This is a genomic window from Rhodococcus sp. 27YEA15 (assembly GCF_049739425.1).
Taxonomy (GTDB): domain Bacteria; phylum Actinomycetota; class Actinomycetes; order Mycobacteriales; family Mycobacteriaceae; genus Rhodococcus_F.
This window is the reverse complement of the sequence record NZ_JBMHHW010000001.1, coordinates 3393463-3405994: the sequence shown is the minus strand read 5'-3', so window position 1 is coordinate 3405994 and position 12532 is coordinate 3393463. Positions and strand designations below refer to the sequence as shown.

Genomic DNA, 12532 nt, shown 5'->3' with positions numbered 1-12532 from the left:
CTAATCGTCACTGATGTCTGATGTAGAGTCGTGTGATGGTTGCCTCGACCCTCTCGATAGTTGTCCCGGTATTCAATGAAGAGGCATATATCGAGCCGTGTTTGGATGCACTGCTGGCCCAGGAAGATTCGATTGCGGAGATTGTTGTGGTGGACAACAACTCGACCGACGGAACAGCGGCAATTCTCCAGCGGTACGCGGATCGTTCTCACAAGGTCCGGATCGTCGAGGAGAAGACCGCCGGCGTAGTCCATGCCAGGAATGCTGGGTTCGATGCATCGACCGGTGAGTTCATCGGTCGAATCGACGCAGACACGATCGTGAGTCCAGGTTGGGCAGCGAGTGTGGTCGACTATCTTTGCAGCCATCGCGAGATCGCGGGGATGAACGGCCTGTCGTATCTCTACGAATCGCCTATCGCGAACCACCGGCGACGGTCGATAGACCGTCGGATTTCCACTGGAAAACTGCTCGACGGTCAATCCACCCAGATGATGCAGGGAAACAACATGGCGATCCGCCGAGCAGCGTGGTCCCAGGTACGTGAACTTGTGAGCGACTCAGACCAATTCCACGAGGATGTCGACCTGACAATGTGCTTCGTGGACGAAGGCCTCCCAATCGTTCAGTCCCTCACAATGCGCGCTCATATCTCGGGAAGGCGCGGGCAGTCTTCACCGGTGGAGTACGCAAAGTACTGCCTGGCGTCTCGGGCAACTTTCGCCAGGCACGGGTTGAAGAGCTCGGTACTCGACATTCTCCTCGGAATCAACGGATTGATGCACGTCGCCCTCTGGCCGCTTCATCGTGCGTACGACGCCGAATCGAATCGGATTTCGATTCGTAACCTCTGGCGCTCGCCTGCGGCTCGCAGCCTACCGTTCGCTGCAGCTTCATGAGCTGTGCTTCTGCACCAGGGGTGCGCTATTGGCAAGCTGCCATGACATAAGTGGGATCGAGTGCCCTCTTCACCAGATCAAGGGTGTGTGGATCACGAACCAGATCTCCGTGCGAGGTAGTGTTCGCTTCACACCCGGTCTGGACCCATACATTGTCGACGACTGCGTCGGGTCCTGGCGTGAGAAACGTTGCCTCTGGCGGGGTCGAGATTTCATCGCTCTTCGATGCGATCACCGTGTAGTCGATCCCGGGTTCGGTTTCGGACCCGCCGTTGAGCGCGGCCAAGAACGGTGAACCACTGAGTTGCTGAACGCCTGCCGGCCCCCAGATCGCCTGAACAAGGAGATCTCCAGGTAAACCGAGTCCGGACAGGGCATGTGCATTCGCCTGAAGCCCGGCAAATGTAGTGCCATGGTTTGTAGCGCCTAAAGTGACCACATTGCGTACCAGATTCTGCGATGGGTCAGACGGATTGGCGCCGCCGTCGAATCGAAGAAACTGCCGCGCAACAACCCCACCCTGCGAGTGGCCCACGAGATCAACCTGGGCCGCCCCGGTATGCCTGCGAACGGAGTCCACGAACATCGCCAGTTCTCTGCCTGAACTGGCGATGTCGCGTATGCCCCAATGAACTGCACTCGGATCGAGGAATTCCTGCGCACCGCCGTAGTTCAACGCAAAGACACAGTAGCCGAGCGTCGAGAGCTGGGGCGAAAGAGCCGACCACGTGTCGTTCATGCTGATGCCGGTGCCGTGAATCAACACCACGGGTCGGGGATGTTCCGGGCTCGGGGTGCAATTCCAGTCATTGGCGCCGGCCGGCGATGTGCCCATTTCGAAAAACCCTGGTGTCGGCTCCAGAGGCTTCGCCTCGTCGGCGGTAGCCGTATTCGTGGCGCAGAAGATGGTGGTGCCGACACACACGGAAGCAAGGATGATTCGAAGTGGGCTTCTCATCTGCGTCAGATACCCAGCGACTGTGCGATGAAGGGCCAGGACTTGTGTAGATCGTCCTGCCAGTAACCCCACGAATGCGTACCGACGGGACGGAAGTCGACGACCGCCGGAATATTGAGCTCGTAGAGTCGCTTTGCCATGTTGGACGTGCACAGATTGGTCGCCAGCTCGATCGGACTTCCGACGACGATCTGATCGAACAATGCGGCGCGACCATCCTGGATGCGCGGATTGGCCGGGGTGTCATTGGGGTAGCCAGGGAGTCCGCTACCCGTGCTCATGTAGATCTGCGTTCCACGTAGCTTCTCGGCGTTGACCAGTGGATCGTGTTCCCTCCAACCGGGTCCGTCGAACGGTCCCCACATGTTCTGGACGTCGTCGACGCCGCCGATCCACTCCGTGGTTGTCCTGACGAACTGCTGTCCGAGCGGATCACTGGTCTGAGCGCATCCGCTGTAGGCCGCGACGGACTTGTAGAAGCCGGGGTATTCGATCGCGAGGTTGAGCACAGAGGTGCCGGACATCGAGATTGCCGCTATCGACTGTTCGCCGTTGCTGCCGAGCTGCTTGTCCAACAGTGGAGGGAGTTCCACACCGAGGAAGGTGCTCCACATGTTCTTACCGAGTAGGGGGTCTTCCTTTTGCCAGTCCGTGTAATAAGACAGTCGACCGCCCACCGGGGTGGCGACATTGACATTCTTGTCCTCGAAGAACTCGACGACGTCGGTCTGGTACTCCCAGGTTGCCGAGTCGACGCCGCCACCCGCGCCGTTGAGCAGGTAGAGGATGGGGCGCGGTGCAGAGTTGTCGGCCGGTGTGATGACCTGGATAGGAACAGTCCGATCCATTGACGCTGCGTACACATTGACGATCTGCTGGCGATCGTTGATCTTCTCGACCGATTCTATGTACGAACCGTCTGAAGCTGACTTGGACGAGTTGCCGTCCGGTTGTTTGGCGGGGGCCTCGGCGCCTGCCAATCCGGCTGGAACCAGCGCGCATGCCATGGTCAGGGCGGCGACACCGGTCACGCGCTTCCACATGGATCGAGTTATTCGCGGCAAGTTGTTCCCTCTCGTTGCTCGGCAGGCGATTGCTGTTGATGCTCGCCAGCCTTTCACGTTGTTCCTGGACTGTGAAGTCGGTTATCCGATTGCGATCGTTACGTGCGGTGACTTTCCACTTCCCGCCATAGCGATGATCCAGGCGAACTCAGGCGGTCTCCGCGGCACGCCGGAAACCTTTGATCGCAGGAACGATGAAAACGGCCACCATTCCGAACGACCAGATCAAAGTCTTGATCACGGGCTCGGCCACAGGCCCTCCCAATGACAAACCTTTCATCGCGTCGATCGCCACCGACATGGGTTGTTCGGCCACGATGGGCTGTAACCACTTCGGATAGGCGATGACCGGCACGAATCCGGAATTGAAGAACATCAACAAGGTGCATGAGATCGACACGATCTCGACGAGCGGCAGATTGGCCGACACTGTTGCCAGTGCTGTCACCATCATCGCGAAGCCGACGCCGAATACGATTGGCAAAGCCAGCAGCGCCACAGCAGCCAATGGCCCCTGATTGAATCTGAAGCCGAGGGCGTATCCGGCGGCGAGAATGACCATCGATGTGGCGAGGACTCGAACAGCCTCGGCAATCATGCGTCCGACAAGACCAGAGGCGCGATGGGCCGGAAGCGTCCAGAATCGGCTGAGCAGGCCGGATGCCTGCTCGCCTTTGAGCCCCACAGCGCTGGCGATCGATCCGAACATCGCGCCGATGAGAATGATCAGCGGTACGGTCCCGAAAATGCTTGATTGGCCGGTGGCAGCCGATATCGAGTCCCCCAACACCACCCGAAACATCAAGAGCATGAAAGCTGGGTAGACAAGAGCTTGAATGGTTGTCGAGGGGTCGCGCATCCAGGTGATCAGTAGCCGTTTGGCCTGAATCCAGCTGTGCACCACAAGCGCGTTGAGTGACTTTTCAGGCAACGCCTTGTCCGGGTACGGGAAGTTGAACCCTTCGACAGGCCGAACAACTGCCATGAAGCGATCTGTCGGTTCACTCATGAGCGCCTCATGCTTGCCCAGAACGCCAACGGTGCAACAACGACAAGTAGGCCGACCGTCCACGCCACTACGGGGAACAAGACATCCCAGGTCACGCCGCCCTGCGCGAGATCGCGCATCGCGAACGAGAACTGCGATACCGGTTGATTGCGGACGAACGGGCGGATCCATTCGGGAAAGCCCGTCTCAGGTACGAAGCCGCAGGAGAGCATTCCAAGGATCAGCTGTGGCAGCGTCAGCGCCTGGCTTGTGGCTTGAGGGCTCTTCGACAACGATCCGATTGCGTCGCCGAAGAACGACAGACAGGTGCTGAAAGCCAGGGCGACCACACAGAACAAAACTGCCTGACCCAGGCCGGCGGAGAACCGGAATCCGATTACGTGACCGAAACCCAACGCAGCGGCCAGCGAGACCGTCGATCGCACGAACCCGCTCGATTGGCGAGAGAGCAACGGGATCGGGCCGACGACGGGCATGGTCTTCATCCGGTTGCTGAAACCGGTGATGGATTCGGTCGAAGCCATCTGGGCAGCCGAGATCGACGTGAACGCCATGGCCTGCAGCACGATGATCGGCATCAAGAACTGTGCGTAGTCGAGGCCCCGAATCTGCATGACGAATTTCAGTGGCAGATAGAACCCGACTGTGAAGATCAACGGTGCGATGACCGCGATCAACAGTTCGTAACGCTTGACCATCGACCTCACGGTCCGAGAGGTCAATACCCACCACTGATTGACAGCCGACGGGTGTGGACGCCGATGCCTTCCTACGCTCAGGGCCTCGGGGACAGCGATCTTGCTCCGCGAGTTCTCCAGAACCGCGGCCTTGTCTACACCGAATTTGGTAGTGGTTGTCATTGGGTCTCGCTTACAGGCTGGTGACCCGTGAGCGACAGGAATACATCGTCGAGCGACGGCCGGCGAAGCGCGATGTCCGCAAGCGGTATTCGAGCATGGTCCAACCGGCGCAGCGCCTCGGCGAGTGTTCCGGCTCCGGCCGGGGCAGGTATCGCGATTCGACCGCTCTCCTGCGCGAGGTCGAATCTGAAGTCCCGGGGGACCAGATTCCCGAGTGCGTGGACTGCGTGCGCCAACTGTTGGAGATTTTCGGGCACGATCTCGCAGAAACTCGAGCCGGTACGGGCCTTCAGTTGATCAGCTGTCCCCTCGGCGATGACCGCACCTTTGTCGATGACGATGATGTTGTCGCTGAGCAGGTCGGCCTCTTCCAGGTACTGCGTTGTCAGGAGCACCGTGATGCCTTGTTCCTTCAACGACTGAACCAGTGACCAAACGCTCTGCCTGCTTCGCGGATCAAGACCGGTCGTCGGCTCGTCGAGGAATACAACTTCTGGACGAACGACAAGACCACACGCGATGTCGATTCGCCGTCGCATACCACCCGAATAGTTACGCACGGCGCGAGATCCGGCCTCGACGAGATCGAATTGAGAGAGAAGATCGGCGGCTCGGACCTTTGCCGACGTCCGATCGAGTCCCATCAAGCGGCCGAACAGTTCGATGTTCTCACGCCCGGTCAACGCGTCGTCGAGTGCGGCGAATTGGCCCGTCATCATGATGGAGCGACGAACCTCGGGTGCGTTTCGCACCACGTCGTAGCCGGCAACCATCGCACGGCCACTGGTTGGTCGGATGAGTGTGGACAGCACTTTCACGGTAGTGGTCTTGCCTGCGCCGTTCGGTCCCAGAATGCCCAGAACTGTGCCGCGCGGAGCGACGAAGTTGATCCCTCGCAGGGCGTGCACGTTCTTGAAAGACTTATGGACGTCCTCCACTAGTACTGCTGCGTCCGTGGAAAAGGGCATCAACACTCCGCTGTCTTCATGGTCGGAACGGGCACGCGCTCCCGGCGGGCGCACAGATGCCTTCTGTCTACTATCCGTGTTCTCCGGTCAGATGTTACCGGAGGGTCATGCCGCACCCCTGTTTGCTGGGTGGCCGCGAGGCATGAGTCTTCGAGGTCGGTAGGACATCAGGTGCGATTGCGGGGTGTGGGACGTGTCCGACGTCACAATTCTCGGTAATTCGGACACTTGACAAGAGTTGGGCGGTCGACCTGAGTGGGACGTCGGGCCATACGTGCTGGTAGGGCAGGCGTGCAATCGACGAGTGCATCGGTTGTGGCGATGAAATGCAGGGGCTGTTCGGTTGATTGTCTCGAGCTTGTCGATCTCAGGATGACCAAATGGTCTATACGGGATAATCTCGACGAATGGTGAAGGTTGCGTTGTCAGTGGTGGTTCCTGCCTACAACGAATCCGAATACCTTCCGATTTGCATTGGCGCGTTGTTGGATCAAGGTTCTTACATCGACGAGATCATCGTCGTGGACAACGATTCCACCGATGATACAGCCGACATTATCAAGAGCTTTCAGTTGGAAAGCCCTAAAGTGGTTTATGCGAGTGAGCCGAAGGCCGGCGTGGCACACGCTCGCGATCGCGGCTTCGACACCGCCTCCGGAGACATCATCGGCAGAATTGACGCGGACACGATTGTCGGGCCCGATTGGGCGAGGTCGGTACGTGATTTTTTCGAGCAAGACCAAACGTACGCAGCGGTTACCGGGACCATCTTCGTGTACGAATCGCCGATCGCGGGCGTCCAAGCGGCTCTGACCAAATGGCGATCGCGCGGCAGTGATTCCACCCCGGTTCGTCGAGTCTTTGCAGTTCCGGGAAGTAATCTGGCTCTTCGGCGCTCGGCCTGGCTTGCGGTTCGCGAGCTGGTGAGCCATCGGACCGACATACATGAGGACATCGACTTGTCTCTGTGCCTCGCGCGTCATCAGTTCGAACTTGGTCAGATTCCTGGCATGGAGGTGAAAGTGTCCGGCCGGCGCGGAATGAGTCCGCCGCGTGAATACGCGCAGTACAACAAAGCGTCGAAGGCGACTTTGCAGCACCACGGAATTTCCAACTTACGGTTGAATATGGAGATTGCGATCGACGGAATGCTGCACGCTTTTCTGTGGCCGCTGTATCGGATGTACGATCGCGATTCCGGGCGGATTTCCCTTCGTAGTATTTTCCGTCGCCATGAGGTCCGACTTCTCCCGGTTTTCGAGAGATGAGTTCAGCGGCGATCAATTGTTCGGGCATGTGAAATCAGCCTACGAATGATGCGAAAATTTCATCGAGGAGATTTGGTAAATCAGGACTTTCGTCACCCGTGGTCGACGAAAGAATTCATCGACTCATTTACCTGCGGTTCATACGCTCATCGAGGGTTAGCTCAGTGGTGCCCGGGATGGGTTATTTCACCCTCGAATTCATCTGTTCGGTATATACCGAACGTGGTCTGCGCCGTTGCGAAGGCCGTGACGAGGCCACTCGTCGCCGCGGCGCGTCCCGTTCGGAACCGGCTGTCATGTAGCTGGGTCCCTCTGCAAGGGTGGCGCCGGATCCGTCCCGACCGAACTCGGCGCCGGAGCGGACGCGTCATCGAGCGCTCGCAGTAACGACGACGCTTTCACGACTGTCTCCTCGAACTCCTCACTCGGGTCGGACAGCGCGGTGATGGCTCCACCGGTTCCGAAACTCACGCCGGACTTGGTGCAGGACAGTGAACGGATCACGATCGACAGGTCTGCTGCGCCGCCGAGTGCGAAGTAGCCGATCGACCCCGAATACACCCCACGTGGTCCAGCTTCGAGCCGGTCGATGATCTCCATGGTCCGCACCTTCGGTGCGCCTGTCATCGATCCGCCGGGAAATGCCGCGCGGACGCAGTCCACGGCAGTGGTGCCGGCGCCCAATGATCCGCGGATGGTGGACACCATCTGGTGAACCGACGAGTACGTTTCGATACCGAACAGTCGGGGCACGTGCACGCTGCCTGGAATGCAGACCTTTGCCAGATCGTTGCGCGAGAGGTCCACGATCATCAGGTTTTCCGCGCGTTCCTTCTCACTGTCGAGGAGATCCTGGCGCAGGGCCGCGTCGCTCGCGAGAGTGAGCCCGCGTGGGCGGGTGCCCTTGATGGGCTTGGATTCGACCAGCCCGTCGGTGCTCACGCGCAGAAATCGTTCGGGAGACGCCGAAACCACCGACAACTCGGTGAAGTCGAGAAAGGCGCTGTACGGCGTCGGGTTGATCCGACGCAGCTGGGCGAACGTATGTAAGGCGTCGAACTCGCCGTCGACGGTGGCCATGTTGGTCAGGCAGATCTCGTAGGACTCGCCCTGGCGGATGTCTTCCTTGGCCTCCTCGATGAGACGCAGATAGTCGTCGCGATCGTGCCGCAGGCGGACACGAGACCAGCTGTCGTCTCCGACCAGAGTCGACGGAGTCGTCTCCGGCTCACCGGTTCCGGTCCGGCGTAATGCGGCGAGTGTGTTCCGCGTCCAGGTGTCGTGCGGGTCGCGGTGGCCGAGACGATGCAACGTGAGCACATGGGTCCGGCCGAGGTGGTGATCGACGACGACGGCCCGATCGGCGAAGACCAGTGCGGCATCGGGATACGGCGACGAATGAGCTGAGGTACCGCCTGTTTGGGCCTTCAGTTCGTAACCGAGATATCCGACGTAGCCGAGATTGAAGTCGACCCCCTCTGGCGCCTGCACGAACCTTCGGGTGAGTTGTTCGTTCAGATACTCGAAGAACGGCACCTGGACGGTCTCTGCGGTGCTGTCGCTGCGGACAACGGTCAGTGCTTCCGAATCCACGCTGTAGGTGACGTATTCGGCCAATGGCCCGCTGCTGTCACCGAGAACGCTCAGCCGCTCGTGCGACTCCGACGCGCTCGACCGGTCCAGCCAGAACGAGTTGGGCCCACCGGCGAACAGTTCCGCGAACGCGGCGGCCGCGTCGACCGCGAAGTCCAGGCTCGAGACATCTACTCGATAGTGCTCCGACGGTGATCGACGACGGGCCGGTGGACGATCGACGTTCGTGGTCGACGCACGGCCTTCGGACCCGATCGAGAGGTCTCGGAAATTTGCGAGTAGCTGCACTCCGAATTCGGAACTGATCGACTCCGGATGAAACTGCACGCCCCACAAGGGTTTCGAGCGGTGACGCACGCCCATCACGAGTCCGTCCGCCGTCCACGCATTGCAGGCCAGCTCGGCCGGCAAGCGGTACACCGTCAGGGAGTGATATCGAATTGCCCGAAAAGGTGACGGTATGCCGGCGAAGATTGCGGATCCGTCGTGCTCGATCTGGGACGGTCGCCCGTGCATCGCCTCGGGCGCGAGATCGACATCGGCCCCGAAGAGCGCGCACAACCCTTGATGACCCAGGCACACACCGAGGAGGGGCAGGGGCGCTTCCTCGACGAACCGTCGACTGATCCCGAAATCACGAACCCTGTCCGGCCGGCCCGGGCCGGGCGAGATGACGACATTGTCGAACACGGTCAGGTCGAGTGCGTCCCAATCGGCATCGTTACGGATGACCACTGGCGGAGCTCCGTTGACCTCCGTCAACAAGGTGAACAGGTTGTAGGTGAAGGAGTCGTAGTTGTCCACCAGCAGTGTGCGGGCACTCATGTCGATGATCCTGATCTCGGGCCGACGGATTGGACCTCAGTGTCCACTGTCGGGGGAGCGCCGTCGATCACCAGGTGGTGTGACCGCCGGCGCACCTTCTGGTCAGCGGCCGGACGACCGGGTGACCCAGGTGGTGATCTCGGCGTGGACCACCTCCACTCCCGCGCGGTCGAAGATGGAGATCGGCACCACCATCTCGGTGCCGCGGTCGATCGTCTCGAAGTCCGGAATGACGTCGAGGCGCGCGACCGCACGCAGTCCGGTGGTCGCCTTGGTGAGGTAATCGACCTTCATGGACTTGGGGATCCAGCGGTGGGTGCCGGGCACGGTCGCCTCGCTGAGCATCCCCATCGCGACTTCGGCGAGATTGCACGCTGCGATGGCATGGAAGGTCCCCAGATGGTTGTGTACACCCCACCACTTCGGGGAGCGCACCTCGCACAGTCCGGGTTGAAGCTGAGTGACGCGGGGGAGTATCGACGCGAAATACGGCACTCGGACGGACATGGCGGCGGAGAACAGGGCGTGTCCGAGAGCGTTGTCCGGAAGCTTCTGCCACCCGCGATAGGTGGGGCTCGACGTTGTCATCGGTCTATCTTACTTCTCGGTAAGGTGTCCGGCGGGTGAATGCCGGTGAATCCGATCGGCGGGGGAGTTGAGGAATCGGGGCACGTACGGCATACTAGTCGGGTTGCCTTGTCCGGGACGCGGTCCACTGCGGCCGCGATCGGGTAAGGGTAAGACGTCACGAATGTCTGATCGTCGTCCCCTCGGGGTAACGCGGTCGACGAACGTGGCCATGCAAGACGAGAAGTAATGCAGGACGGAAGCAGTACCTAACTTTGCGTTCTTTCGTAGAACGCGTCCGGTACGCATCGCGCGCCAGATGATCGAAAGATCGTCGGGCGCAGGATGAGTGAGAAGGCGACACGCCCGACCGCGTGTACCGGAGAACCATGACAAACGAACAGCGGCAGCAGATCCGGATCATTCCCGATCGCTTCAGTGGTTCGTCGTGTCGGAAGTCCAAGTGAGGGCTGTGCAGACGAGGTAGCTCGAGCCTGACCAGGTGGGCTACGAAACGCGGCAAGAAAAGGACACTAAGCGTGGCGGGACAAAAGATCCGCATCAGGCTCAAGGCCTACGACCACGAGGCGATCGACGCGTCAGCGCGCAAGATCGTCGAGACGGTAACCCGTACGGGTGCCCGCGTCGTTGGACCTGTGCCGTTGCCGACCGAGAAGAACGTATATTGCGTCATCCGCTCGCCGCACAAGTACAAGGACTCGCGCGAGCACTTCGAGATGCGTACTCACAAGCGGCTGATCGACATTCTCGACCCGACGCCGAAGACGGTTGACGCGCTCATGCGCATCGACCTTCCGGCCAGTGTCGACGTGAACATTCAGTGACGGCGGAGACAAAAACAATGACTGATACCAAGATCAAGGGAATCCTGGGCACCAAGCTCGGCATGACCCAGGTCTTCGACGAGAACAACCGGGTCGTCCCGGTGACGGTCGTCAAGGCTGGGCCGAACGTCGTCACCCAGATCCGTACCGAAGAGCGCGACGGCTACAGCGCCGTACAGCTCGCGTTCGGCGCCATCGACCCGCGCAAGGTGAACAAGCCGACTTCCGGCCAGTTCGCCAAGGCCGGTGTGACCCCGCGTCGCCACGTAGTGGAGTTCCGCCTCGCGGACACCTCCGACTACGAGGTCGGCCAGGAGCTCACCGCCGAGGTCTTCGAGGACGGCGCATTCGTCGACGTCACCGGAACCAGCAAGGGCAAGGGCTTCGCCGGAACCATGAAGCGTCACGGCTTCAAGGGACAGGGCGCGTCGCACGGTACCCAGGCTGTTCACCGCCGCCCCGGCTCCATCGGTGGCTGTGCAACCCCCGGCCGCGTGTTCAAGGGCATGCGCATGTCCGGACGCATGGGTAGCGACCGCATCACGACGCAGAACCTCTCGGTCCACAAGGTGGACGCCGAGAACGGTCTGCTGCTGATCAAGGGTGCGATCCCCGGCCGCAAGGGTGGCCTCGTGATCGTCAAGAGTGCAGTGAAGGGTGGTGCGCGGGCATGACCAGCACCGAGACCAAGTTGACCCTCGACGTCAAGATCGCCGGCGGCAAGACCGACGGCACCGTCGATCTCCCGGCTGAGATCTTCGACGCGCCGGCCAACATCGCGCTTCTGCATCAGGTTGTCGTCGCGCAGCTCGCCGCTGCTCGCCAGGGAACCCACTCCACCAAGACTCGCGGCGAGGTTCGCGGCGGTGGCAAGAAGCCGTACCGCCAGAAGGGCACCGGCCGCGCTCGCCAGGGCTCGACCCGCGCTCCCCAGTTCGTAGGCGGCGGAACCGTTCACGGCCCGCAGCCGCGTGACTACAGCCAGCGCACCCCCAAGAAGATGAAGGCAGCCGCCCTGCGCGGTGCCCTCTCCGACCGGGCACGCAACGAGCGTATCCACGTCATCACCGAACTGGTTTCCGGCCAGACGCCCTCCACGAAGAACGCCATCGCGTTCCTCGGTGAGATCTCTGACCGCAAGAAGCTGCTGCTCGTCGTGGGTCGCCAGGACGTAGCTGCGTGGAAGAGCGTGCAGAACCTGGAAGGCGTGCATCCCATTGCACCCGACCAGCTCAACACCTACGACGTGCTCAACGCAGACGATGTCGTCTTCAGCGTCGAGGCACTCAACGCGTTCATCCACGGGCCCGCCGAGAGCGCTCAGAACAAGGAGGACGCCAAGTGAGCACCATCGCTGACCCCCGCGACATCCTGCTCGCTCCGGTCATCTCCGAGAAGTCCTACGGACTGATCGAGGAAGGCACCTACACCTTCCTGGTGCACCCGGACTCGAACAAGACGCAGATCAAGATTGCCGTCGAGAAGGTCTTCGGCGTCAAGGTGACCAGCGTCAACACCGCCAACCGTCAGGGCAAGCGCAAGCGGACCCGATTCGGTTACGGCAAGCGCAAGGACACCAAGCGCGCGCTCGTGACCCTGTCCGCCGACAGCAAGCCCATCGAGATCTTCGGAGGACCGGTCGCGTAAGCGCCGGGACTTGACGAGACATAGAGGAC

At 60.7% G+C, this 12532-nt stretch carries 13 protein-coding genes; 6 read left to right on the top strand and 7 right to left on the bottom strand.

Annotated elements, in window-relative coordinates:
* The first annotated feature begins 35 nt into the window (after nt 1-35).
* On the top strand, nt 36-899 hold the full coding sequence (locus ABH922_RS16210) for a glycosyltransferase family 2 protein (protein WP_424807882.1): 864 nt from the start codon (nt 36-38) through the stop codon (nt 897-899).
* A 25-nt stretch (nt 900-924) separates the two neighbouring features.
* On the opposite strand, the gene ABH922_RS16205 is transcribed toward ABH922_RS16210, so the two are convergent.
* The 5 genes from ABH922_RS16205 to ABH922_RS16185 all read right to left on the bottom strand — a co-directional run bounded on the left by ABH922_RS16205 (nt 925) and on the right by ABH922_RS16185 (nt 5758).
* Nucleotides 925-1857, bottom strand: coding sequence for an esterase/lipase family protein (locus tag ABH922_RS16205; RefSeq protein WP_424807881.1), 933 nt, complete (start codon nt 1855-1857; stop codon nt 925-927).
* Nucleotides 1858-1862: 5 nt separating this feature from the next.
* On the bottom strand, nt 1863-2900 hold the full coding sequence (locus ABH922_RS16200) for an alpha/beta hydrolase (protein WP_424807880.1): 1038 nt from the start codon (nt 2898-2900) through the stop codon (nt 1863-1865).
* Nucleotides 2901-3069: 169 nt separating this feature from the next.
* Nucleotides 3070-3930 carry an ABC transporter permease gene (locus tag ABH922_RS16195; protein WP_424807879.1) on the bottom strand — a complete coding sequence of 287 codons (861 nt, stop codon included), beginning with the start codon at nt 3928-3930 and terminating at the stop codon, nt 3070-3072.
* On the bottom strand, nt 3927-4790 hold the full coding sequence (locus ABH922_RS16190; RefSeq protein WP_424807878.1) for an ABC transporter permease: 864 nt from the start codon (nt 4788-4790) through the stop codon (nt 3927-3929). The genes ABH922_RS16195 and ABH922_RS16190 overlap by 4 nt, the downstream gene beginning before the upstream one ends.
* A complete protein-coding gene (locus ABH922_RS16185; RefSeq protein ID WP_424807877.1) occupies nt 4787-5758 on the bottom strand; it encodes an ATP-binding cassette domain-containing protein in 972 nt (323 codons plus the stop codon). Before ABH922_RS16185 ends, ABH922_RS16190 begins: the two co-directional genes overlap by 4 nt.
* A gap of 407 nt (nt 5759-6165) precedes the next feature.
* On the opposite strand from ABH922_RS16185, the gene ABH922_RS16180 reads away from it, so the two are divergent.
* The gene (locus tag ABH922_RS16180) at nt 6166-7026 is read left to right on the top strand and encodes a glycosyltransferase family 2 protein (protein WP_424807876.1); all 861 of its coding nucleotides are present in this window, start codon (nt 6166-6168) and stop codon (nt 7024-7026) included.
* 294 nt (nt 7027-7320) lie between these two features.
* On the opposite strand, the gene pabB is transcribed toward ABH922_RS16180, so the two are convergent.
* Nucleotides 7321-9444 (bottom strand): aminodeoxychorismate synthase component I, encoded by a 2124-nt coding sequence (pabB, locus tag ABH922_RS16175; RefSeq protein ID WP_424807875.1) that lies wholly within the window; start codon nt 9442-9444, stop codon nt 7321-7323.
* 102 nt (nt 9445-9546) lie between these two features.
* On the bottom strand, nt 9547-10032 hold the full coding sequence (locus ABH922_RS16170; RefSeq protein ID WP_424807874.1) for a hotdog fold domain-containing protein: 486 nt from the start codon (nt 10030-10032) through the stop codon (nt 9547-9549).
* A 518-nt stretch (nt 10033-10550) separates the two neighbouring features.
* On the opposite strand from ABH922_RS16170, the gene rpsJ reads away from it, so the two are divergent.
* Genes rpsJ through rplW form a run of 4 tightly spaced genes read left to right on the top strand, consistent with a single transcriptional unit; the run spans nt 10551 to nt 12503 of the window.
* Entirely contained in the window at nt 10551-10856 is a 306-nt protein-coding gene (rpsJ, locus tag ABH922_RS16165; RefSeq protein WP_003938093.1) for a 30S ribosomal protein S10, read from the top strand.
* 17 nt (nt 10857-10873) lie between these two features.
* Nucleotides 10874-11530, top strand: a complete 657-nt coding sequence (gene rplC, locus ABH922_RS16160) for a 50S ribosomal protein L3 (RefSeq protein ID WP_424807873.1) — start codon at nt 10874-10876, stop codon at nt 11528-11530.
* A complete protein-coding gene (gene rplD, locus ABH922_RS16155) occupies nt 11527-12201 on the top strand; it encodes a 50S ribosomal protein L4 (RefSeq protein ID WP_424807872.1) in 675 nt (224 codons plus the stop codon). The genes rplC and rplD overlap by 4 nt, the downstream gene beginning before the upstream one ends.
* Entirely contained in the window at nt 12198-12503 is a 306-nt protein-coding gene (gene rplW / locus ABH922_RS16150; RefSeq protein ID WP_003940990.1) for a 50S ribosomal protein L23, read from the top strand. Before rplD ends, rplW begins: the two co-directional genes overlap by 4 nt.
* Nucleotides 12504-12532: the final 29 nt, after the last annotated feature.

Bases quoted from the DNA above. Each gene is read 5' to 3' on its own strand.
- ABH922_RS16195 (WP_424807879.1), bottom strand. From the start codon at position 3,930: ATGAGTGAACCGACAGATCGCTTCATGGCAGTTGTTCGGCCTGTCGAA.
- rplD (WP_424807872.1), top strand. From the start codon at position 11,527: ATGACCAGCACCGAGACCAAGTTGACCCTCGACGTCAAGATCGCCGGC.
- ABH922_RS16205 (WP_424807881.1), bottom strand. From the start codon at position 1,857: ATGAGAAGCCCACTTCGAATCATCCTTGCTTCCGTGTGTGTCGGCACC.
- ABH922_RS16210 (WP_424807882.1), top strand. From the start codon at position 36: ATGGTTGCCTCGACCCTCTCGATAGTTGTCCCGGTATTCAATGAAGAG.
- ABH922_RS16190 (WP_424807878.1), bottom strand. From the start codon at position 4,790: ATGACAACCACTACCAAATTCGGTGTAGACAAGGCCGCGGTTCTGGAG.
- ABH922_RS16170 (WP_424807874.1), bottom strand. From the start codon at position 10,032: ATGACAACGTCGAGCCCCACCTATCGCGGGTGGCAGAAGCTTCCGGAC.
- ABH922_RS16180 (WP_424807876.1), top strand. From the start codon at position 6,166: ATGGTGAAGGTTGCGTTGTCAGTGGTGGTTCCTGCCTACAACGAATCC.
- pabB (WP_424807875.1), bottom strand. From the start codon at position 9,444: ATGAGTGCCCGCACACTGCTGGTGGACAACTACGACTCCTTCACCTAC.
- ABH922_RS16200 (WP_424807880.1), bottom strand. From the start codon at position 2,900: ATGTGGAAGCGCGTGACCGGTGTCGCCGCCCTGACCATGGCATGCGCG.
- ABH922_RS16185 (WP_424807877.1), bottom strand. From the start codon at position 5,758: ATGCCCTTTTCCACGGACGCAGCAGTACTAGTGGAGGACGTCCATAAG.
- rplC (WP_424807873.1), top strand. From the start codon at position 10,874: ATGACTGATACCAAGATCAAGGGAATCCTGGGCACCAAGCTCGGCATG.